The 20,876-nt window shown below is 71.0% G+C and carries 18 protein-coding genes, 4 tRNA genes and 1 pseudogene; 14 read left to right on the top strand and 9 right to left on the bottom strand.

Annotated features, from left to right (window positions below; genetic code table 11):
* Window positions 1–19: 19 nt before the first annotated feature.
* From D3105_RS17280 to purM, 6 genes are all read left to right on the top strand, one after another.
* Window positions 20–526 carry an ArsR/SmtB family transcription factor gene (locus D3105_RS17280; protein ID WP_010056442.1) on the top strand — a complete coding sequence of 169 codons (507 nt, stop codon included), beginning with the start codon at window positions 20–22 and terminating at the stop codon, window positions 524–526.
* 26 nt (window positions 527–552) lie between these two features.
* Window positions 553–1,485 (top strand): M23 family metallopeptidase, encoded by a 933-nt coding sequence (locus D3105_RS17275; RefSeq protein ID WP_118904075.1) that lies wholly within the window; start codon window positions 553–555, stop codon window positions 1,483–1,485.
* A 9-nt stretch (window positions 1,486–1,494) separates the two neighbouring features.
* On the top strand, window positions 1,495–2,292 hold the full coding sequence (locus tag D3105_RS17270; protein ID WP_118904074.1) for a maleylpyruvate isomerase family mycothiol-dependent enzyme: 798 nt from the start codon (window positions 1,495–1,497) through the stop codon (window positions 2,290–2,292).
* A gap of 111 nt (window positions 2,293–2,403) precedes the next feature.
* A complete protein-coding gene (locus D3105_RS17265; protein WP_118904083.1) occupies window positions 2,404–3,243 on the top strand; it encodes an META domain-containing protein in 840 nt (279 codons plus the stop codon).
* 331 nt (window positions 3,244–3,574) lie between these two features.
* The gene (purF, locus tag D3105_RS17260) at window positions 3,575–5,101 is read left to right on the top strand and encodes an amidophosphoribosyltransferase (protein WP_030585582.1); all 1,527 of its coding nucleotides are present in this window, start codon (window positions 3,575–3,577) and stop codon (window positions 5,099–5,101) included.
* 60 nt (window positions 5,102–5,161) lie between these two features.
* Window positions 5,162–6,235 (top strand): phosphoribosylformylglycinamidine cyclo-ligase, encoded by a 1,074-nt coding sequence (gene purM, locus D3105_RS17255; protein ID WP_107412263.1) that lies wholly within the window; start codon window positions 5,162–5,164, stop codon window positions 6,233–6,235.
* A 139-nt stretch (window positions 6,236–6,374) separates the two neighbouring features.
* Here the strand turns inward: purM and D3105_RS17250 are convergent, their stop codons facing one another.
* Window positions 6,375–6,632, bottom strand: a complete 258-nt coding sequence (locus D3105_RS17250; RefSeq protein WP_006125824.1) for a DUF3073 domain-containing protein — start codon at window positions 6,630–6,632, stop codon at window positions 6,375–6,377.
* 281 nt (window positions 6,633–6,913) lie between these two features.
* Window positions 6,914–8,005: a Leu/Phe/Val dehydrogenase gene (locus tag D3105_RS17245; RefSeq protein ID WP_118904073.1), complete on the bottom strand. Its 1,092-nt coding sequence runs from the start codon at window positions 8,003–8,005 to the stop codon at window positions 6,914–6,916.
* Window positions 8,006–8,180: 175 nt separating this feature from the next.
* Between D3105_RS17245 and D3105_RS17240 the strand changes: the two genes are divergently transcribed.
* Entirely contained in the window at window positions 8,181–9,026 is an 846-nt protein-coding gene (locus D3105_RS17240; protein WP_118904082.1) for a hypothetical protein, read from the top strand.
* Between the two features lie 656 nt (window positions 9,027–9,682).
* Window positions 9,683–9,889, top strand: a complete 207-nt coding sequence (gene bldC, locus D3105_RS17235; RefSeq protein WP_003949541.1) for a developmental transcriptional regulator BldC — start codon at window positions 9,683–9,685, stop codon at window positions 9,887–9,889.
* A gap of 582 nt (window positions 9,890–10,471) precedes the next feature.
* Here bldC and D3105_RS17230 read toward each other — a convergent pair.
* The 3 genes from D3105_RS17230 to hrpA all read right to left on the bottom strand — a co-directional run bounded on the left by D3105_RS17230 (window position 10,472) and on the right by hrpA (window position 15,033).
* Window positions 10,472–10,744: a DUF6274 family protein gene (locus tag D3105_RS17230; RefSeq protein ID WP_118904072.1), complete on the bottom strand. Its 273-nt coding sequence runs from the start codon at window positions 10,742–10,744 to the stop codon at window positions 10,472–10,474.
* Window positions 10,745–10,897: 153 nt separating this feature from the next.
* Window positions 10,898–10,972 (bottom strand) — tRNA-Asp (locus D3105_RS17225).
* Window positions 10,973–11,100: 128 nt separating this feature from the next.
* Window positions 11,101–15,033 (bottom strand): ATP-dependent RNA helicase HrpA, encoded by a 3,933-nt coding sequence (gene hrpA / locus D3105_RS17220; protein WP_118904071.1) that lies wholly within the window; start codon window positions 15,031–15,033, stop codon window positions 11,101–11,103.
* Window positions 15,034–15,164: 131 nt separating this feature from the next.
* On the opposite strand from hrpA, the gene D3105_RS17215 reads away from it, so the two are divergent.
* The 3 genes from D3105_RS17215 to D3105_RS17205 all read left to right on the top strand — a co-directional run bounded on the left by D3105_RS17215 (window position 15,165) and on the right by D3105_RS17205 (window position 17,305).
* Window positions 15,165–15,581, top strand: a complete 417-nt coding sequence (locus D3105_RS17215; protein ID WP_118904070.1) for a hypothetical protein — start codon at window positions 15,165–15,167, stop codon at window positions 15,579–15,581.
* Window positions 15,582–15,644: 63 nt separating this feature from the next.
* Entirely contained in the window at window positions 15,645–16,439 is a 795-nt protein-coding gene (locus tag D3105_RS17210) for a DsbA family protein (RefSeq protein WP_118904069.1), read from the top strand.
* Window positions 16,436–17,305, top strand: coding sequence for a cytochrome c biogenesis CcdA family protein (locus D3105_RS17205; protein ID WP_118904068.1), 870 nt, complete (start codon window positions 16,436–16,438; stop codon window positions 17,303–17,305). Before D3105_RS17210 ends, D3105_RS17205 begins: the two co-directional genes overlap by 4 nt.
* A gap of 41 nt (window positions 17,306–17,346) precedes the next feature.
* On the opposite strand, the gene D3105_RS17200 is transcribed toward D3105_RS17205, so the two are convergent.
* From D3105_RS17200 to D3105_RS17185, 4 genes and pseudogenes are all read right to left on the bottom strand, one after another.
* Window positions 17,347–17,420: transfer RNA gene (locus D3105_RS17200), tRNA-Phe, on the bottom strand.
* A 22-nt stretch (window positions 17,421–17,442) separates the two neighbouring features.
* Window positions 17,443–17,517: transfer RNA gene (locus D3105_RS17195), tRNA-Asp, on the bottom strand.
* A gap of 38 nt (window positions 17,518–17,555) precedes the next feature.
* A tRNA-Glu gene (locus D3105_RS17190) sits at window positions 17,556–17,628 on the bottom strand.
* Between the two features lie 80 nt (window positions 17,629–17,708).
* Window positions 17,709–19,434: pseudogene (locus D3105_RS17185) on the bottom strand (metallophosphoesterase family protein).
* Between the two features lie 136 nt (window positions 19,435–19,570).
* Here D3105_RS17185 and D3105_RS17180 point away from each other — a divergent pair.
* From D3105_RS17180 to crcB, 3 genes are read left to right on the top strand one after another with little or no spacing between them, the layout of a single operon-like run.
* Window positions 19,571–19,921, top strand: coding sequence for a metallopeptidase family protein (locus D3105_RS17180; protein WP_006125792.1), 351 nt, complete (start codon window positions 19,571–19,573; stop codon window positions 19,919–19,921).
* Complete coding sequence (locus D3105_RS17175; RefSeq protein WP_118904066.1) at window positions 19,918–20,409, top strand: fluoride efflux transporter FluC; 492 nt, start codon at window positions 19,918–19,920, stop codon at window positions 20,407–20,409. The genes D3105_RS17180 and D3105_RS17175 overlap by 4 nt, the downstream gene beginning before the upstream one ends.
* The gene (crcB, locus tag D3105_RS17170; protein WP_118904065.1) at window positions 20,406–20,780 is read left to right on the top strand and encodes a fluoride efflux transporter CrcB; all 375 of its coding nucleotides are present in this window, start codon (window positions 20,406–20,408) and stop codon (window positions 20,778–20,780) included. The genes D3105_RS17175 and crcB overlap by 4 nt, the downstream gene beginning before the upstream one ends.
* Window positions 20,781–20,876: the final 96 nt, after the last annotated feature.

Below are 20,876 nucleotides of genomic sequence, written 5' to 3'. Positions count from 1 at the left end.
ATTACGTAAGGTTGGTGTCATGGAGCTGGAGCAGCGGGTCGCCGAGCTGGAGAGGCGGCTCACGGCGCTGGAGCGGCGGGACCCCGAGTCCCCCCGGCTGGGCGACGGCGACTTCTGGGCGCTGGAAGGGCTGAAACAGCAGCTCGCCGACGCCGGGGAGGCCGGGGCCGACGGGGGAGTGCTCTACACGGGCTCGGTCCGGCTGCCCACCGGTGAGCAGTACGGCTGGCAGTACGGCGCCTTCACCGAGGCCCTGTTCGACGGGGACTGGGCGGACGCCGCCGAGTCGTTCGCCGCCCTGGGCCACCCGGTCCGGCTGCGCCTGCTCCGCGAGATCCTCGGCGGCCTGAGGACGGCCGCCGAGCTGGCCGCGCTCGACGGGGCCGGCACCACCGGCCAGATCTACCACCACCTGCGCCAACTGACCGGCGCGGGCTGGCTGCACGCGGCGGGGCGCGGGAGGTACGAGGTGCCGCCCGCCCGGGTCGTACCGCTGCTGGTGGTGCTGACGGCGGCGCGGCCGTAGAACCGCAGACAACAGGGGGAAAGACCATGTCCGTTCGCGCAGTCGTCCCGGTCGCCATGCGGCTGTCCTGGATGGTCCTGTTCGCGCTGATGATCGGTGAGTTCGTCACGGATCTGCCAGGACCGGGCTGGGCGACCACCTTCCTGCCCGCGATGACCGTGCTCGCCCTCATGGTGGCGACGATGGCTTTGCAGGCACGGGCCGCCGCTCCCCGCGGCGGGCCGAGGCCCCCGGTCGAGGTCGACCCGCCGGTCACCGGCCGCTGGAGCGCCCTGAACAGCCCGGCGGACAAGGTGCCGAGCCACGGGACGCACGTGTACGGGCAGACGTACGCGATCGACATCGTGGCCGACCCGGAGACGGCGGAGGGCGAGCCCCCGGCCCGCCCGGCGTTCCGCCGGCTCTGGCCGCTCTTCCGCCGCAACCACGCCTTCCCGGCCTTCGGCGCCCCGCTGCTCGCGGTGGCCGACGCCACGGTCGTGCGGGCGAGCGACGGCCTGCGCGACCACCTGAGCCGGAACTCGCTCCTGGGGCTCATCTACCTGATGCTCATCGAGGGCAACGTCCGCTCGATCGCCGGCGCGCACCGGGTCATCGGCAACCACGTGATCCTCGACCTCGGCGATGGCACGTACGCCGTCTACGCGCACGCCCAGCGGGGCTCGCTCCGGGTGAAGGCCGGGGACACCGTCCGGGCCGGACAGCAGATCGCGCGGTGCGGCAACTCCGGCAACAGCTCCGAACCGCACCTCCACGTCCACCTCATGGACAGCCCGGACCTCGACGACGCCCGGGGTGTCCCGTTCACCTGGCGGGGCGTCGGAGTCCCGGCGAACGGCGAGACGTTCACGGTCGACGAAGCCGAGGCGCGGGTCGCCAAAGCCCGGCCGGGCGATGTCGGTGGGGCCGGGGAACAGGCCGCACCGGCCCGGCCCGGAGATGTCGGTGGCGCCGGTTAGTCTCGGCCCATGCCCCCGGCCAAGAAGCGCCCGCGCGCCTACGACCACCTCAGGACCCGGACGGCGGTCCTCGCCCAGTACGCCCATGTGCGCGACGCCGTCGCCGCTCTGACGCCGCAGCAGCTCGCCCGGCCGACCCGGCTCGGCGACTGGACGGTGTGTGATCTGGTCGCGCACATCGCCCAGGGGCTCGGCTCGGTCAGCCGGGACCTGGCCCTGCCGGAGCCGCCGGGACCCAAGCCCGCGACCACCCTCCTGGAGTGGCCGCCGGCCGTCGCGGCCGTCGTCAGAGACCCCGCGGCCCCGGCCCCGGCGGCCGACCGCCCCGATCTCCCCGCGCTGTACGGGGAGGTGGAGGCGGCCTTCCTCGCGGACGTCCCGGCCGCCGGCACGGGGGACCGGCTGCTGCCCACCCGGGTCGGCTCCATGCGGCTGGCCGACTACCTGGTCACCCGGACCGTCGAGCTGATCGTCCACACGGACGACCTGAACGAGGCGCTCGGGCTGGAGATCCCTTACGACCGGCAGGCCATGGCCGCCTGCACCCGGCTGCTGGCGGACACCCTCGCGGACCGGGCCCCCGGCGGCTCGGTCGAGGTGCGTGTCCCGCCGTTCGCGGTGGTCCAGTGCATCGGCGGGCCCAAGCACACCCGGGGCACCCCGCCCAATGTCGTGGAGACCTCCCCGCTGACCTGGATCCGGCTCGCCACCGGGCGTACGGAGTGGGCGCGGGCCCTGGAAGAAGCCGAGGTCAGCGCCAGTGGGGAGCGGGCCGACCTGGGCGCGCTGCTTCCGCTGCTGCGCTGAATCGGCCGCCCGGCGGCGAAGCGGGGTGATCCGGTCGCGTACGCACCGAAGCGGAGCGGACGGAACCGGATCGCACCCTCGTACCGTCACATCGCCATGCACACACAACGGATGACCCTCAGCGTCAGTGTCCTGGCCCTCCTCGCCCTCGCCGCCTGCGGTACGGAGTCGGGTTCCGGCTCCGGCAAGGGATCAGGCGACGGCGGTGACACCGTGCAGAGCGATGTCCCCGTCACCGGCGTGGCGTGGAGCGTCGACTCGGTGACCGTCGGCGGGAAGAAGACCGAGGCCCCGGAGGGGGCCCGCCTGGAGATCGACCCGAAGGGCCGAGCGACGGCGGACTTCGGCTGCAACCACATCAGCGTGGACGCGCAGGTGAAGGGCGACCGGATCACCCTGGGCAAGCCCGTCACCACGCAGATGGCGTGCGACGTGAAGATCGAGAGGTTCGAGAAGGCCGCCATCGACGCGATGGGCGGCGAGCACACCGCGAAGCTCTCCGGCGACAAGCTGACCCTCACCACGGAAGGCGGCGACACCATGGCGCTCAGCGAGGAGAAGCCGGCCGAGCTGGTGGGCACCAAGTGGACGGTCAACACGCTGCTCGACGGCAAGACCGCCACCACCGTGCCGGCGGACCTGCCGAAGGAGCGGACGCCGCACCTGACCTTCGCCGAGGACGGCACCGTACGCGGCAACGCCGGCTGCAACTCCTTCAGTGGCAAGGCCACGGTCAAGGGCTCCACGATCGTCTTCGGGCCCACGGTCAGCACCCGCAAGATGTGCCCGGGGGCCGAGATGGAGACGGAGCGCGCCGTGCTCGCCGCCCTCAAGGGCACGAAGACGTACACGATCAAGGGCAGCACGCTCACCCTCGCCGCCGACGACGGCAAGGGGATCGGCGCCACAGCCGCACCTGCCGGGGCCGAAAACAGCTCCGAGCACGGCTGATCCCGGCCCCTCGGTGTGAGGCTCACCACGAAACGAGCGTTCGGCCAGCAGCCCGGGCGAAGATCGGCCGAGTTCACCGAGCGCCACGGCCACCCGCCCGCCGCCCAGCATGGCTACCCGTCGGTAACCAGCCGCTCGGCCCGGAAGTGAGCGCCGCGTCCCTCCTGGGCGCTCCGCGCCCTCCGGGCCGACGTCACGCAGGGTCACCGACCGAAGTCCCGCGAATCGCCCGCCCCGGTCGGCGGGCGGGCCCGTTGCCCGTGCTCCACCGCGCGTTTGCCCCCCGGTCCCCAATTCGGACCAGTGGTCGATCTCGCCTACACTCGGTGCCGTGCCCCGTGGTGATGGACGACTCAACCACGACCTGCTCCCCGGAGAGAAAGGCCCCCAGGACGCTTGTGGCGTCTTCGGTGTCTGGGCTCCGGGCGAAGAGGTCGCCAAGCTCACCTATTTCGGACTGTATGCCCTGCAGCACCGCGGACAGGAATCCGCGGGCATCGCAGTGAGCAACGGGTCCCAGATCCTGGTCTTCAAGGACATGGGACTGGTCTCGCAGGTCTTCGACGAAACGTCTCTGGGTTCCCTCCAGGGCCATATCGCGGTCGGTCATGCCCGCTACTCCACCACCGGTGCCTCGGTGTGGGAGAACGCGCAGCCGACGTTCCGTGCCACCGCGCACGGCTCGATCGCCCTCGGCCACAACGGGAACCTGGTCAACACCGCCCAGCTCGCGGAGATGGTCGCCGACCTCCCGCGCAAGGACGGCCGCGCCACCCAGGTCGCCGCGACCAACGACACCGACCTGGTGACCGCGCTGCTCGCCGGGCAGCGCGACGAGAACGACAAGCCGCTCACCATCGAGGAAGCCGCCGCCAAGGTGCTCCCCGATGTGAAGGGCGCCTTCTCGCTCGTCTTCATGGACGAGCACACCCTCTACGCCGCCCGCGACCCGCAGGGCATCCGCCCGCTGGTCCTCGGTCGGCTGGAGCGCGGCTGGGTCGTCGCCTCGGAGTCCGCCGCGCTCGACATCTGCGGCGCCAGCTACGTCCGCGAGATCGAGCCGGGCGAGCTCATCGCCATCGACGAGAACGGTCTGCGCACCTCTCGATTCGCGGAAGCGAAGCCCAAGGGCTGTGTCTTCGAGTATGTCTACCTGGCCCGTCCCGACACCGACATCGCCGGGCGGAACGTCTACCTCTCCCGTGTGGAGATGGGCCGCAAGCTGGCCGCCGAGGCCCCCGTCGAGGCGGATCTCGTCATAGCGACCCCGGAATCCGGCACCCCCGCCGCGATCGGATACGCGGAAGCCAGTGGCATCCCGTTCGGCGCCGGACTGGTCAAGAACGCCTACGTCGGCCGGACCTTCATCCAGCCCTCGCAGACCATCCGCCAGCTCGGCATCCGGCTCAAGCTCAACCCGCTCAAGGAAGTCATCAAGGGCAAGCGCCTGGTGGTCGTCGACGACTCGATCGTCCGCGGCAACACCCAGCGCGCCCTGGTCCGGATGCTCCGCGAGGCCGGCGCAGCCGAGATCCACATCCGGATCTCCTCGCCGCCGGTGAAGTGGCCCTGCTTCTTCGGGATCGACTTCGCCACCCGCGCCGAGCTGATCGCCAACGGCATGACCGTCGACGAGATCTGCACCTCCATGGGCGCCGACTCGCTCGCGTACATCTCGATCGACTCGATGATCGAGGCGACGACGATCGACAAGCCGAACCTCTGCCGCGCCTGCTTCGACGGTGAGTACCCCATGGACCTCCCGGACCCGGAGCTGCTCGGCAAGCAGCTGCTGGAGACCGAGCTGGCGGCGGGCCCCGCGGCGACCGCCGCGGCCGACGCGCTGCGCCGTCCGTGATCCGGACGCACCGCGGCCCCTCCCACCAGCCCCGTATCTCCACACGAAAGATCCCAGGCCATGTCTGAGACAACAGGTGCTTCCTACGCGGCGGCCGGCGTCGACATCGAAGCCGGTGACCGCGCCGTCGAGCTGATGAAGGAGTGGGTGAAGAAGACCCAGCGCCCCGAGGTCGCCGGTCTCGGCGGTCTGGGCGGCTTCGCCGGACTCTTCGACGCCTCGGCACTCAAGCGCTACGAGCGCCCGCTGCTGGCCTCCGCCACCGACGGTGTGGGCACCAAGGTGGACCTGGCCCGCCAGATGGGCGTGTACGACACCATCGGCCACGACCTCGTCGGCATGGTCGTGGACGACCTCGTCGTCTGCGGGGCCGAGCCGCTGTTCATGACCGACTACATCTGCGTCGGCAAGGTGCACCCCGAGCGTGTCGCGGCCATCGTGAAGGGCATCGCCGAAGGCTGCGTCCTGGCGGGCTGCGCCCTGGTCGGCGGCGAGACGGCCGAGCACCCGGGCCTGCTGGGCCCGGACGACTTCGACGTCGCCGGAGCCGGTACGGGCGTGGTCGAGGCCGACCGCCTGCTCGGCCCGGACCGTATCCGCAAGGGTGACGCGGTCATCGCCATGGCGTCCTCCGGTCTTCACTCCAACGGGTACTCGCTCGTCCGCCACGTGGTCTTCGACCGGGCCGGCTGGTCGCTGGACCGCGAGGTCGAGGAGTTCGGCCGCACGCTCGGCGAGGAGCTCCTGGAGCCCACCCGGATCTACTCCCTGGACTGCCTGGCGCTCACCCGTACGACCGAGGTGCACGGCTTCAGCCACGTCACCGGCGGCGGCCTGGCCAACAACCTGGCCCGGGTCATCCCGGACGGCCTGCACGCCACCGTGGACCGCTCCACGTGGACGCCCGGCGCGGTCTTCGACCTGGTCGGCAAGGCGGGTCAGGTCGAGCAGCTGGAGCTGGAGAAGACGCTCAACATGGGCGTAGGCATGATCGCGATCGTCCCGGCCGACTCGGTGGACGCGGCCCTGACGACGCTGGCCGACCGCGGGGTCGACTCCTGGGTCGCCGGTGAGATCACCGACCGCGGCGACCACGCGACGGGCGCCGAGCTGACCGGGGCCTACGCACGCTAGTCACCGTCGTGCGGTGGTGCGCCCGGCGCACCACCGCACACGGAACGGGGAACCGGATCGCACTGCCGACGGCCCGGACCGGGACACACAGAACCCGGCCCGGGGCAGGCCCGGACCGGGTTGAAGTGTCAGCGCGAGGTCAAGCGCCGCGGCGCTGTGACGACGGACCGGACTGGTCGTCCTGATCGTCGTCATCGTCCTGGTTGTAGCGATCCGCGTACTGTGCGTACGGGTCATCTTCCTCGTCGTCGTCCTCGAACGGCTCTGCGTTCGGTGGCTGACTCGAAGGCGATGCGCCCAGCTCATTGGCCAGACGCGACAGGTCCGTCCCGCCGCTGCTGTACTTCAGCTGGCGGGCGACCTTGGTCTGCTTGGCCTTTGCCCGGCCGCGCCCCATGGCTCGACCCCCTCGGTGACGGGGCTCGACGGCCCCAGAGTCTTGACACGCGTTCATGTTTCAGGACGGACTCTCGTTAGAGAGACCGCGCCCGTAGAGCTTTAACGGTACCTGCTTCCGTGGCCATACGGTACGCCGCCCGCATTCCGGTCCCCGGCACAGGGCCAGTGAGGAGCCCCGTCCTCGCTGGTCAACTGCGATTTTAACCTCTTGTGGAGGTACGACCCGCCGACCGGCGTGAGTCTTGTCTCGCCGGTCGGCGGTCACGGGCGGCCGGACGGTCAGCGGGAGCGCGCCTCCGCCATCCGCTGCTCGGCGAGCCGGTCGGCCGCCGCGGCCGGCGGAATCCCGTCCGCCTTCGCACGTGCGAATATTTCCAGCGTGGTGTCGAAGATCTTCGTCGCCTTCGCCTTGCACCGGTCGAAGTCGAACCCGTGCAGCTCGTCGGCCACCTGGATCACGCCACCGGCGTTGACCACGTAGTCGGGTGCGTAGAGAACCGACCGGTCGGCCAGGTCCTTCTCCACACCCGGGTGCGCCAGCTGGTTGTTGGCCGCGCCGCACACCACCTTGGCGGTGAGCACGGGGACGGTGTCGTCGTTCAGCGCGCCACCGAGCGCGCACGGCGCGTAGATGTCCAGGCCCTCGGTGCGGACCAGGGCGTCGGTGTCCGCCGCCACGGTGACCTCGGGGTGCAGGTCGGCGATCGCGCGCAGCGACTCCTCGCGGACGTCGGTGATCACGACCTCGGCCCCGTCGGAGAGCAGGTGCTCGACGAGGTGGCGGCCGACCTTGCCGACCCCGGCGACGCCGACCTTGCGGCCGCGCAGCGTCGGGTCGCCCCAGAGGTGCTGGGCCGAGGCCCGCATGCCCTGGAAGACGCCGAAGGCGGTGAGCACCGAGGAGTCGCCGGCGCCGCCGTTCTCGGGGGAGCGGCCGGTGGTCCAGCGGCACTCCCGGGCGACGACGTCCATGTCGGCGACATAGGTGCCGACGTCGCAGGCGGTGACGTAGCGGCCGCCGAGCGAGGCGACGAACCGGCCGTAGGCGAGGAGGAGTTCCTCGCTCTTGATCTTCTCCGGGTCGCCGATGATGACGGCCTTGCCGCCCCCGTGGTCGAGGCCGGCGAGGGCGTTCTTGTACGACATCCCCCGCGACAGGTTCAGCGCGTCGGCGACGGCTTCCGCCTCGGAGGCGTACGGGTAGAAGCGGGTACCGCCGAGGGCCGGACCCAGGGCGGTGGAGTGGAGGGCGATGACGGCCTTGAGGCCGCTGGCACGGTCCTGGCAGATCACGATTTGCTCGTGGCCCCCCTGATCCGAGTGGAACAGGGTCTGCAGTACGTCTACGTGCCCGCTAGTCACATCGGTCACTGTGGTGACTCCCAAAGAACGAAGCGGCGGAGGCCCTCCTGGGGGTGGGGAGGGCCCCGGACCGACCGGCACGGCCGGCCCGATGGGCAAGAGCGTAAGTCTTCCGGCGGCGCGTATCTGCCCCCGCGCGAAGGATCACCCTCCGATGGTGTGGAGCCGTGACACGATGCGCTCCATGTCGGTGGTGTCTTCGGTGCTCGTCCCTTACACGTCCTACCTCCGGATCTACGAGCCGCTCGCCGCCTTCGCCGAGCCCGAGCGCAGCCACTGGGCGCGCTACGCGCAACGCGAGGAGCTCCCCACGGCCCAGGACGAACTGCGCCGGTCGCTGGCCGACCTGGCGGCGACGCCGCCGGTCGGGGTGCCCGTGCACGAGAGCGGCGACGCGTTCGTGACGGAGCTGGACGGGGTGGTGTGCGTCTGCCCGTGGCGGACCCGGCTGCGGGGCTGGCTGGCTCTGGAGGAGCTGGGGGGCATGTTTCCGGCCAACGTGCTCGACGCCGTGCTGCCCGCGGTGGTGCGCGGCCAGGCGGCGGCGGACCACGAGCGCTGGCAGCGGCTCCACCCGGACGCGCGGCCGTGGATCCGCACCACGGTGTGGCAGGTCCCGGTGCGCTGGTTCGTCCTCTTCCACGACGAGGAGCGGGAGTACACGGCGGCCGACGGTGAGGGGGCGGGGCCCGTCCTGCGGTACCGGACCCCGATGGTCGAGGCCCGGCGCCGGCTGGCGCGGGCGCTGCGGACGCTGCGGGAGAGCGTTCCGGAAGGGCCGCTGACCGAGGGCCTGGTGGACGTGGGGCGCTGGCTGGAGGAGTTCCATCCGCGCTCGCTGGTCGAGCTGGACTACGGGGGCCTCGTCCACGCGCTGTCGGCGGACCGGCTCGCCGGGGACCGGTCGGCGGCGGATGTGGCGGAGGGGCTCGCCGCGCTGCGGGACGGCGACAGCGAGGGCGCGGGCGAGGCGTACGCGCGGCTCGCGGAGCGCTGGCGGGCGGTCCGGGACCTCCAGTTCACCAATTGACGTGAAAAGGCCCACAGTGGCATCAAGGTGACGGAACCGGGGCATCCTTCATCCAGGACGAAAGGCCGGGACGCGAAGAGGAGGGAGGAGGCGGGTCGGACGGGCCGTGAACCGACGGACGATCCGTGAACCGGTGTTCTGTGAACCGGCGTTCCGTGTGGCGCGTGAGGTCTCATGGGACAGGTGAGGCAGGGGCGTACGCCGCTGGGCCCGGGACCTACGTCCCGAACCGGGCCTTTGCCTCAAGCGTGATGGACAGCACTAACGGGGCCCTTGCGCCTATCCCTAACCCTCATGCCAAAATAGGACAAGGAGTCCGGGGAGGGCTCCTTCTGTCCAAGTAAGGCCAGAGTGCTCGACATTGCACTCTATGGGGGGTCTGACGACTCCTGATCGCTCTGTGACTGATCGTCACCGGGGCGTGACTGTCCGCTATGGCATGGTCCATCGGCTTCCGTCGCTGATGAACACCTGGGAGGGCAATTCCATCGGTTTGGCCGACGTGGCTGGACGGATGGTGTAGTTGTAGTGCCGAGGACAAGCCGTTCGTCCTATAACCGACTCGGCCCGCGTTCGCCATTTCGGGCAACGCGGGTCAAGGTGCAGAATTTAGAGGAAAGAACCGAGAAGGTTCGGTTCTCCCGAGGAGGCCGCTCATGACCGCTCGCACCCCTGATGCCGAGCCGCTGCTGACCCCGGCTGAGGTTGCCACGATGTTCCGCGTGGACCCGAAGACGGTCACCCGTTGGGCCAAGGCTGGCAAGCTCACGTCCATCCGCACGCTCGGTGGACATCGCCGGTACCGCGAGGCAGAGGTCCGCGCACTGCTTGCGGGTATTCCGCAGCAGCGCAGCGAGGCCTGACACACCCCTGCCGACCAGCGATAACAGCAGCACAGCAGTACCGCAGCACCGCACGACATCCGGGCAGCTGACAGGTCCCCCAACCCCAGTCGCCCACCCATAGCTCCACTCGACGGACGCCTGCCCCAACGGGCGTCATACCTGTGTTCCAAGGGTTTTCGTCGTATCGATCGCGCTGGACTCCGCCGGGTCCAGCGCGATCTTTTTGTGCCCGGAAGGGGCCTTTCCGGCCGGCTCCCGGATCGCCCGGACGGCCCCTGGGTGGGCTCTCCCGGCCGCTCCCGCGTCCGGACCGGCCCGGCGTCAGAACCGGGCGGTCGGTCGGCTTCAGGGGGCGGACAGGGGCGTTCGTGAGGCTGTGAGCGGGTCTGTGCGGGAGTGTGGGTGAGCGTCCCGGACGCGGTGGGACAGCCCCGGACGGAACGGTCCCCGCAACTCCACGGACCCCGTGCAATTGCACATATTAAATTCACCAGTTGTAGGGGAGGCGTAAAATCCCCCGGTCTGAAAACTCTTTCGGTGACTACCGTCACATCGCCTGATGCTTGCCAACTACGAGCCTGCCACTGTCCGAACGCGGAGTCACCCGGCCGATGGTCGTGTTGCGGGGGGTCTTTCGTCCTCGTTCTTCACCGGCCGGCCGGTGGCATCCTCGCGGGGACCGGAGGCATCAGAGGGGTCCGTGGCGGACTCGGCCGCCCCTTCGGGCTCCGCGGTCGCCCCGGGCTCCATGGCGAGGCGCAGGAGGCGATGGCAGACCGCGCAGTGCCGGGTGAGATGGCCGTAGGAGGAAGCGGCCGCCAGGTGGGCGCGCAGCAGCGCGCGGGTCTCATGTCGTGCTGCGGACGCGGACATACGAGCCACCTCCCGGTGGGCCCGGCCGTCCCCCGCCGTCAGAAGCGCCGAGGGTACGGATACGGCCTCTGCTTCTACGGGGTACCCGCGGCGGAAGGGTCCGTCAAGACGCGAGAAAGCCCGGATCGAAACGATCCGGGCTTTCTCCTGCTGCGGTCCTGACGGGATTTGAACCCGCGGCCTCCACCTTGACAGGGTGGCGAGCACTCCAAACTGCTCCACAGGACCAGGTTTTCGCCGCTTGCCTTGCGGCTTGCTGCGAAACCAGACTGTACAGGAGGTGGGAGGTCCAGGTCGACTTCACTCCTGGTGGTGACTCGGTCACCGGCCTCCCGGCCCCCTCCGGTGGCCCCGCGTCAGGGCGCGAGGGCGTCGATCGCCTTCACGATCCGCTTGTCCGAGACGGGGAACGCGGTGCCCAGCGCATGGGCGAAGTAGCTGACCCGCAGCTCCTCGATCATCCAGCGGACGTCCAGCACCTCCTGCGGCACCGGCCTGCCCTGCGGGAGCTGTTCGAGCAGCCAGGCGTACTCGTCCTGCATCTCGTGGACCTTCTCCATCCGCGTGGTGTCCCGCTGGACGGCCGTCGGCATCTGCTGGAGCCGCCGGTCGGCCGCCACGAGGTAGCGCATCAGGTCCGGCAGCCGGCGCAGCCCGGTGGCCGTAACGAAACCGGGCGGTACGAGACGGGCCAGCTGCTCCCGTACGTCCGTGACGTTGGCCACCAGCGTCAGGCTGTTCGTCGACTTCAGCCGGCGCTCGCAGGCCTGCCACGCGGCCAGGATCTGCTGCACCTGGTCGATCGTGCGGACGGTCAGGTCCACCAGGTCCGCGCGCACCTTGTCGTACAGCGTCCGGAACGCCTTCTCGTCCCACGCGGGCCCGCCGTGCGCGGCGATCAGCCGGTCGGCCGCGGCGGTCGCGCAGTCCTCGAAGAGGGCCTGCACCGAACCGTGCGGATTACGGGACAGCGCCAGCTTCTGCTGATTGCTCAACCGGTCGGAGGCGAACTTCGCCGGGTTCACCGGGATGTTCAGCATGATCAGCCGCCGGGTGCCGCGCCACATCGCCTGCTGCTGCTCGGCCTCGGTGTCGAAGAGCCGTACGGCCACGGTCTCACCCTGGTCGACCAGGGCCGGATACGCCTTGACCGGCTGGCCGGCCCGACGGGTCTCGAAGACCTTGTTCAGCGTGCCGATCGTCCAGTCCGTGAGGCCCGAGCGCTCGATGGACTCCCCGGAGGGCCCCGCGGTCGCCGCGGCGGCCTTGGAGAGCGCCTGGCGGGCCTTCGGGCGCAGCTTCAGCTTCAGCGCCTCCAGGTCCTTGTCCTCGGCGACCTTCCGCCGCCGCTCGTCGACGATCCGGAACGTGATCTTGAGGTGGTCCGGGACCCGGGAGAGGTCGAAGTCGTCCGCCGTGACCGGCACGCCGACCATCCGCTGGAGCTCGCGCGCCAGGGTGACCGGCAGCGGCTCCTGGAGCGGGACCGCCCGGTCGAGGAACTTCTCCGCGTAGTTCGGCGCGGGGACGTAGTGCCGGCGGATCGGCTTCGGCAGAGAGCGGATCAGCTCGGTGACGACCTCCTCGCGCAGCCCCGGGATCTGCCAGTCGAAGCCCTCGGCGGTGACCTGGTTCAGCACCTGGAGCGGCACGTGGACGGTCACACCGTCCGCGTCCGCGCCGGGCTCGAACTGGTACGTCACCTTGAACTTGAGCTTTCCCTGGCGCCAGGAGTCCGGGTAGTCGTCCTTGGTGACGGCCCCGGCCTTCTCGTTGATGAGCATGGAGCGCTCGAAGTCGAGCGCGTCCGGTTCCTCGCGGCGCTTGTGCTTCCACCAGGAGTCGAAGTGCGCCCCGGACACGATGTGCTCGGGGATGCGCTGGTCGTAGAAGTCGAAGAGCGTCTCGTCGTCCACGAGGATGTCGCGGCGACGGGCCCGGTGCTCCAACTCCTCGACCTCGCCGAGCAGTTTGCGGTTGTCGTGGAAGAACTGGTGGTGGGTGCGCCAGTCGCCCTCGACGAGGGCGTTGCGGATGAACAGATCCCGCGAGGCCTCCTGGTCGATACGTCCGAAATTGACCTTGCGCTGGGCGACGATCGGCACGCCGTAAAGGGTGACCCGCTCGTACGCCATCACCGCCGCCTGGTCCTTCTCCCAGTGAGGCTCGCTGTAGGTGCGCTTCACCAGGTGCTGGGCCAGCGGCTCGATCCACTCGGGCTCGACCTTGGCGTTGACCCGCGCCCAGAGCCGGGAGGTCTCCACCAGCTCCGCCGACATCAGGAACCGGGGCTGCTTCTTGAACAGCGCCGAGCCGGGGAAGATCGCGAACTTGGCGCTGCGCGCGCCCAGGTACTCGTTCTTCTCGGTGTCCTTCAGCCCGATGTGCGACAGCAGCCCGGCGAGCAGCGAGGTGTGCACCGCCTGCTCGGGAATGGACGCCTCCGCCTTGGGCTCCTCGACGGTGATGCCCATCTGCTTGGCGACCGTCCGCAGCTGCGCGTAGATGTCCTGCCATTCGCGGATGCGCAGGAAGTTCAGATACTCCTGCTTGCACATCCGGCGGAACGAGGACGAGCCGCGCTCCTTCTGCTGCTCGCGGACGTACGACCAGAGATTGAGAAACGCGAGGAAGTCGGAGGTCTCGTCCTTGAACCGGGCGTGGTTCTGGTCGGCCTGCGTCTGCTTCTCCGCGGGCCGCTCGCGCGGGTCCTGGATGGAGAGCGCGGCGGCGATGACCATGACCTCGCGGGCGCAGCCGTTCTTGTCGGCCTCGATGACCATGCGGGCCAGACGCGGGTCGACGGGCAGCTGGGAGAGCTTGCGGCCGAGCGGGGTCAGCCGCTTCTTGGGATCCTTCTCGGCGGGATCGAGCGCCCCCAGCTCCTGGAGGAGCTGGACGCCGTCGCGGATGTTGCGGTGGTCCGGCGGGTCGATGAAGGGGAACTTCTCGATGTCGCCGAGCCCGGCGGCGGTCATCTGGAGGATGACGGAGGCCAGGTTGGTCCGCAGGATCTCGGGGTCGGTGAACTCCGGCCGGGTGACGAAGTCGTCCTCCGAGTACAGCCGGATGCAGATGCCGTCCGACGTACGGCCGCAGCGGCCCTTGCGCTGGTTGGCACTGGCCTGGGAGATCCGCTCGATCGGCAGCCGCTGGACCTTGGTGCGGTGGCTGTAGCGGGAGATGCGGGCGTTGCCCGGGTCGATCACGTACTTGATGCCGGGGACGGTCAGCGAGGTCTCGGCGACGTTGGTCGCGAGCACGATGCGGCGTCCGGTGTGGCGCTGGAACACGCGGTGCTGCTCGGCGTGCGAGAGACGCGCGTAGAGGGGGAGCACCTCGGTATGTCTGAGGTTCCGCTTGTTCAGCGCGTCCGCCGTGTCCCGGATCTCGCGCTCACCGGAGAGGAAGACCAGGACGTCGCCGGGGGCCTCGTGGCCCAGCTCGTCGACGGCGTCGCAGATCGCGGTGATCTGGTCCCGGTCGGAGTCGTCACTGTCCTCTTCGAGGAGGGGGCGATACCTGACCTCGACGGGATACGTCCGCCCGCTGACCTCGACGATCGGGGCGTCCCCGAAGTGGCGCGCGAACCGCTCGGGGTCGATCGTCGCCGAGGTGATGACGACCTTCAGATCGGGGCGGCGGGGCAGCAGCCGGGCCAGATAGCCGAGCAGGAAGTCGATGTTGAGGGACCGCTCGTGGGCCTCGTCGATGATGATCGTGTCGTACGCCAGCAGCTCGCGGTCCGTCTGGATCTCGGCGAGCAGGATGCCGTCCGTCATCAGCTTCAGATACGTCGACTCCGGGTTCACCTGGTCGGTGAAGCGGACCTTCCAGCCGACCGTCTCGCCCAGCGGCGTCTTCAGCTCGTCCGCGACGCGCTCCGCGACCGTACGGGCGGCGATCCGGCGGGGCTGGGTGTGCCCGATCATGCCCCGGACGCCGCGCCCCAGCTCCATACAGATCTTCGGGAGCTGCGTGGTCTTCCCGGACCCGGTCTCCCCGGCGACGATCACGACCTGGTGGTCGCGTATCGCCTCCAGGATCTCGTCCTTCTTCTGGCTGACCGGCAGCTCTTCCGGGTACGACAGGGCGGGCAGCCGGGCCGCGCGCGTCGCGAGCCGTTCGGCCGCCTTGCCCGCCTCGGCCGCGATCTCGTCCAGCACGGACTGGCGGGCCTCGGGCTTGCGGATGCGGCGCGCTCCTTCGAGGCGCCGGCCGAGCCGGTTCGCATCGCGGAGCGAGAGCTGACCGAGCTGGGACTGGAGATCGGCGAAGGAAGTAGACATACGGATCCCAGGATCTCACCCGGGCCCGGCCAGTGGCGACCTCATTTCGCGCGGGCTGCGTCACGCGGCACGTACCATTTCGGGCAGTCGAAGCCCCGTCACCGCCGCACGCGCGAGAAAGGCCCGGTCCCGTGTCCCGTACGCAGTGGTGGAGCCTGACGGCGCTGCTCGCGGTGGTGCTGGGGCTGCTGTGCGGACCGGCGGCGTCCGCCGCCGGGGCGGGGGTCTCGCCCGGGGTCTCCTCCGCGCCGGTGACGCACGTGGCGCAGGCGGCGCAGGACCGTGGGCAGGCGCACCACGTCCCCGTGGCCGAGGCCACCGGCGAGCGCGCCCCCGTCCCCGGCTGCGGGAAGCTCCGTGATCACGACGGTGAGCCCGGCGTCCCCTCCCGCGCCCGGTCCGTCCAGGACCACGCGCCGGGGCTCGCGCCGTGGGGGCTGCCCGCCGCGACGGGAGCACTGCCGGCCGAGCCGCCGCCGGGGATACGGGCCCGCGCCCCCCTCCCGTACACCCCGACCCCGGTCGAACTCTCCGTGCTGCGGGTGTAGACGGGCACCCGCCCGCCCCGCACCGTCCGCCCTTCCTCCCGCATCACCAGCACGGAGTGCCGCATGCCCACGCCCAAGAACCCGAAGTCTTCGAAGTCCGCGAACGCGCGCAAGCCCCTCGTCTACGGCGCGGTGGTCGTCGTCGCGGCCGGTCTCCTCGGCTTCGCCTCGTACAGGGCCACCGCCCCCGACACCGCCTCGAAGGACACCACCGCCACCGGCCCCGCCGCCGAGGTATCCGCCGACCCGGACGCGGGCGTCTACCCGGAGCTGGCGAAGCTCGCCCGCCGGGACGCCGACGACAAGCTGGCCATCGGCCCGGCGGACGCCCCGGTCGTCCTCATCGAGTACGCCGACTTCAAGTGCGGCTACTGCGGCAAGTTCGCCCGGGACACCGAGCCGGAGCTGATCGAGAAGTACGTGAAGGACGGCACGCTGCGCATCGAGTGGCGCAACTTCCCGATCTTCGGCGAGGAGTCCGAGAACGCCGCGCGCGGCGCCTGGGCCGCCGGGCAGCAGAACCGCTTCTGGGAGTTCCACCGCGCCGCCTACGCCGAGGGGGCGAAGGAGAAGGGCTTCGGCAAGGACCGGGTGAAGGCGCTCGCCGAGGAGGCCGGGGTGAAGGACCTGGACCGGTTCATGAAGGACCTCGACGGCGACGCGGCCCGCGCGTCGGTCAAGAAGGACACCGAGCAGGCGTACGGGATCGGCGCCACGTCCACCCCGTCGTTCCTGATCAACGGCCGCCCGATCGCCGGCGCCCAGCCGGACGAGACGTTCACCCGGGCCATCGAAGCCGCCGCCGAGCAGGCGAAGACCACGGGGGCGGCGGGCCAGGCCGGGGAGCCCGCCAAGTGACGGCGGACATCGGCTACTTCGCGGCCTTCCTCGGCGGGCTGCTCGCCCTGGTCAGCCCGTGCAGCGCGCTGCTGCTCCCGGCCTTCTTCGCGTACTCCATCGACTCCACCTCCCGGCTGCTGGCCCGTACCGGCATCTTCTACGCCGGGCTCGCCACCACCCTCGTCCCGCTCGGCGCGGCCGGTTCGTACGCCGGGCGGCTGTTCTACGGTCACCGCGACGCCCTCGTCACCGGCGCGGGCTGGCTGATCATCGTGCTCGGTCTCGCGCAGATCGTCGGCCTCGGCTTCGCCTCCCGGCGGATGGCCGAGCTCAGCGGCCGGATCCGCCCCACCACCGCGTTCTCCGTCTACGCGCTGGGCGCGGTCTACGGGCTGGCCGGATTCTGCGCGGGCCCGATCCTCGGCAGCGTCCTGACCGTCGCGGCCGTCAGCGGCAGTCCCGTCTACGGCGGCCTGCTGCTGGCGGTCTACGCGCTCGGGATGGCCGTCCCTCTCTTCGTCCTCGCCCTGCTCTGGGAACGCTTCGACCTCGGCCGCCGGAAGTGGCTGCGCGGCCGGGCCGTCCGGCTCGGCCGGTTCGAGCTGCACACCACCTCGCTGCTGTCGGGGCTGTTCTTCATCGGCCTCGGCGCGCTGTTCCTCGTCTACGACGGGACGACCGCACTGCCCGGCCTGCTCGCGGTCGACGAATCGTTCGCGGTCGAGCAGTGGGCGCAGAAGCTCGGCGAACGGGTGCCGGACGGGGTGGCGCTGGTCGCGGTGGTGCTCGTGGCGCTGCTGGCCCCGGGCGTACGGGCCTGGCGGCGGCGCGGTTCCGACGTACCGGCGGAGCAGAAGGAGCCGGCGGAGACCGAGAAGGTGTGACACGGCGAAGGCCCCGTCCGGTGGACGGGGCCTTCGAGAAGTGGCTGGGGCCGGGATCGAACCGGCGACCTATCGCTTTTCAGGCGATCGCTCGTACCAACTGAGCTACCCAGCCACGCAGCCGCTGGGGCTGCAAGCGGTCCTGACGGGATTTGAACCCGCGGCCTCCACCTTGACAGGGTGGCGAGCACTCCAAACTGCTCCACAGGACCAAGCAATGCGCGAAACAAGTCTCGCACACGGTGAAACGTGCCCCCAACGGGATTCGAACCCGTGCTACCGCCTTGAAAGGGCGGCGTCCTGGGCCACTAGACGATGAGGGCTATTGGCCCGCCGGTTCGCTTTGCAGCGCGTCGGGGACGTGAGAAGCATATGGGATGGGTGGAGCTATCGCCAAAACGGTTTACGGCGATGGGGTCGGGCGCGTCCCGGAGCCCGTCGGGGACGGGCTCGGAGAGGGCGGGACGGGGGAGTCCTTCTTCAGGTTCTCCTCCGGGAGATGGCGGCTGACCTCGGCGGTCGTCAGTCCCAGACCGCCGAGCGTGATCTCGTCCCAGGCCTGGAGCCGCCGGGTCGAGCGGTCCATGTAGAGCACCGAGGCGTGCACCTTCTCCGGCTTCTCGTTCTGCACGGCGCGCAGCCCGCCGCCGCCCGTGGAGCCCTCGACCTTCAGCCGGGTGCCGAGCTTCAGCTGTTCGTTGATCCGGCGGTGGAGATGGCCGGAGAGCACCAGCGGGACCGTGCCGTCGGTCTCCCGGGCGGTGTTCGGGTCGTGGGCGACGGCGATGTCGACGGGGGTGCCCGCGCGCTCCTGGTCACGCAGCGCGGAGGCCAGGCGCGCGCCTTCGAGCTGGGCGGCCGCCTTGCCGCCGACCGGGGCGGTCCGGTCCGGGGTGAACGAGGCGTCGCCGGTGCCCGCGATCCGCAGCCCGCCGACGTCCACCGCCCTGCCGTCGTCGAGGACGCGGACGTTCCGGAACTTCTTCAGGTAGTCCTGGGTGACGATCGAGTCGTGGTTGCCGCGCACCCAGACGTAGGGCGCGCCGAGGTCGCGGATCGGGTCGAGGAAGCCGTTCTCGGCGGCGGATCCGTGGTCCATCGTGTCGCCGGAGTCGATGATCACGTCGATCTCGTACTGCTCGACGAGCGAGGCGATGATGTGCCAGGCCGCCGGGTTGAGGTGGATGTCGGAGACGTGCAGGGCCCGGATCGTGCCGGGGTCGGGCTGGTAGACGGGGAGCGTGGAGGTCGCGTCGTACAGCTTGGTGACGTTGGTGACCAGGCGGGCCAGTTCCTGCTGGTAGATGTCGAACTCGGTGACGATCGAGCGGGCGTCGCCGACCAGGGACGGGGCGCTGGAGAGCAGCCCGGAGAACTTCGGCTCCAGGACGGACTTCGGGTTCCAGGTGGCGTACGCGCTGACGCCGGACGCGGCCAGCAGGGTGAGGGCGAGCCCGCCGGCGGCCAGGGCGCGGCGGGGGCGGCGGTAGACGACGAGGCCGAGGGCGGTCGCGCCGGAGATCACGGCGACGCAGGAGCGTACGGCCAGCTCCTTGGTCCCGGCGGCGACGTCCCGGGTGACCTCGTCCTGGAGGCCGGAGAACCGTTCCGGCCGGTCGACCAGGGCCTGGGAGCGCTCGGGGTCGAGGCGGTCCACGTCCACGTCGAGCCGCAGCGGCGCGATGTGCGAGTCCAGCTCCAGGGCGCCGAGCGGGGCCACGTTGATCTTGCTGCCGCCGGTGAGGGAGGGGCGGAGCGTCATGTTGGTGTCCATGGGGCCGACCGGCGTACGGATGGAGCCCACGGCGAGCAGTCCCAGCCAGGCCCCCAGCACGACGACGGCGAGCATGCCCAGCGCGCGGAGCCAGGGGCTGCGGGCGGGGGCCGTCAGATCGCCGGGGACCGCGGGGTGGGGTGCCTTCGGCCCGTCGGCGGCCGCCGCGCCGGCCGCGTCCGGCCCGCGTCCGGCACCGCCTCAGCCAGCTCGTCCGCCCGGCGTCCCGGAGCCGTACCGCCGCCGCGAAAGCGCCCGGCGCGGCGGCGGTACGGCTCCGGGACGCCGGGCGGACGAGCTGGCTGAGGCGGTGCCGGACGCGGTCGGCTGCGGCACGGAACGGGACGCGGACCATTGGGCGCGTATGCCCCGGTACGGCCTTGCCCATGCCGGGCGGCTCCACCGGTCATGCGTCCGTACGGGCCCCGTCGCCGCGATGCCGGACGGTGGCCATCTGCCCGTACCCGGCCCCCGTACGGGACAATGGCCGGGTGCTGGAGATGACGCGCGAACAGTTCGAGGAGCTGGTGAGCCAGGCTCTGGACCGGATTCCGCCGGAGCTGACGCGGCTGATGGACAACGTGGCGGTGTTCGTCGAGGACGAACCGGACCCCGGCGACCCCGACCTGCTCGGGCTCTACGAGGGCACCCCGCTCACCGACCGCGGCGAGTGGTACGCCGGAGTGCTGCCGGACCGGATCACCATCTACCGGGGCCCGACGCTGCGGATGTGCGAGACGCAGGAGGACGTCGTCGCGGAGACCGAGATCACCGTGGTCCACGAGATCGCCCACCACTTCGGCATCGACGACGAGCGGCTGCACGCCCTGGGGTACGGATGAGCGAGCAGGAGCCGCGGGAGCTGCCGGAGCCGGGCCCGCCGTCCGCACCGCAGGGCCGGGTGCTGGCGGCGGTCGCGTCCGGCGGCGCGCTCGGAGCCCTCGCCCGGTACGGGGCGCTGGTGCTGTGGCCGACTCCCGGTCACGGTTTCCCGTGGACCGTGTTCGTCGTCAACGTGACCGGCTGCGCCCTCATCGGCGTCCTGATGGTGCTGACCGTCGAGCGGGGCCGGATCACCCACCCGCTGGTGCGGCCCTTCCTCGGCGTCGGGGTGCTCGGCGGCTACACGACCTTCTCGACGTACGCGGCGGACGTCTCGGGCCTGCTGGTCCGTCAGGAGATCGCGGTGGCGATGGCGTACACGGTGGCGACGGCGGTGGCCGCGCTCGGATCGGTGTGGGCGGCGGCCGTGGCCACGCGGGCCTGGCTGGACCGGGGCGAGCGACCGGCCGCGCGACCGGGTGCGCGGGGCGAGGGGCGGACGGCGTGACCTGGCTGCTGGTGGCGATCGGCGGCGCGGTGGGGGCGCCCCTGCGCTATCTGACGGACCGTGCGGTCCAGGCGCACCAGGGGCCGGGCGTTCCGTACGCCTTCCCGTGGGGCACCTTCACGGCGAACATCGCGGGCAGCCTGCTGCTCGGCGTGCTGACCGGCGCCGCGGTCTCCTCCCCGGTGCACGCCCTGCTGGCGACGGGCCTGTGCGGGGCGCTGACGACGTATTCGACTTTCTCGTACGAGACCCTCCGCCTGGCCGAGACCGGCCGCGCCTTCCTGGCCGCGGCCCATGTGCTGGCGTCCCTGCTGGCGGGGCTGGGCGCGGTGTTCCTGGGGGCGGAACTGGCCGGCGGGTTCGAGGCGTAGCGGGGCGGGCGGTCCGGCTCGTGACCGGGGGAGTGGCGGGGCGCGGTCGGCCGCCTTCGGCGAGGGGCGCGCCGGTCGCTCCGGGCGGGGTGGCTT

The sequence above is a fragment of the Streptomyces globisporus genome (assembly GCF_003501885.1).
GTDB classification, from domain to species: domain Bacteria; phylum Actinomycetota; class Actinomycetes; order Streptomycetales; family Streptomycetaceae; genus Streptomyces; species Streptomyces globisporus_D.
This window is presented reverse-complemented; position numbering and strand designations above follow the sequence as displayed.

What these genes read in the sequence shown, in the direction of transcription:
- D3105_RS17270 (WP_118904074.1), top strand. Translation starts at nt 1,495, where the DNA reads ATGCCCCCGGCCAAGAAGCGCCCGCGCGCCTACGACCACCTCAGGACC.
- purM (WP_107412263.1), top strand. Translation starts at nt 5,162, where the DNA reads ATGTCTGAGACAACAGGTGCTTCCTACGCGGCGGCCGGCGTCGACATC.
- D3105_RS17280 (WP_010056442.1), top strand. Translation starts at nt 20, where the DNA reads ATGGAGCTGGAGCAGCGGGTCGCCGAGCTGGAGAGGCGGCTCACGGCG.
- D3105_RS17240 (WP_118904082.1), top strand. Translation starts at nt 8,181, where the DNA reads ATGTCGGTGGTGTCTTCGGTGCTCGTCCCTTACACGTCCTACCTCCGG.
- D3105_RS17250 (WP_006125824.1), bottom strand. Translation starts at nt 6,632, where the DNA reads ATGGGGCGCGGCCGGGCAAAGGCCAAGCAGACCAAGGTCGCCCGCCAG.
- D3105_RS17265 (WP_118904083.1), top strand. Translation starts at nt 2,404, where the DNA reads ATGACCCTCAGCGTCAGTGTCCTGGCCCTCCTCGCCCTCGCCGCCTGC.
- hrpA (WP_118904071.1), bottom strand. Translation starts at nt 15,033, where the DNA reads ATGTCTACTTCCTTCGCCGATCTCCAGTCCCAGCTCGGTCAGCTCTCG.
- D3105_RS17230 (WP_118904072.1), bottom strand. Translation starts at nt 10,744, where the DNA reads ATGTCCGCGTCCGCAGCACGACATGAGACCCGCGCGCTGCTGCGCGCC.
- D3105_RS17175 (WP_118904066.1), top strand. Translation starts at nt 19,918, where the DNA reads ATGAGCGAGCAGGAGCCGCGGGAGCTGCCGGAGCCGGGCCCGCCGTCC.
- bldC (WP_003949541.1), top strand. Translation starts at nt 9,683, where the DNA reads ATGACCGCTCGCACCCCTGATGCCGAGCCGCTGCTGACCCCGGCTGAG.
- D3105_RS17210 (WP_118904069.1), top strand. Translation starts at nt 15,645, where the DNA reads ATGCCCACGCCCAAGAACCCGAAGTCTTCGAAGTCCGCGAACGCGCGC.
- D3105_RS17275 (WP_118904075.1), top strand. Translation starts at nt 553, where the DNA reads ATGTCCGTTCGCGCAGTCGTCCCGGTCGCCATGCGGCTGTCCTGGATG.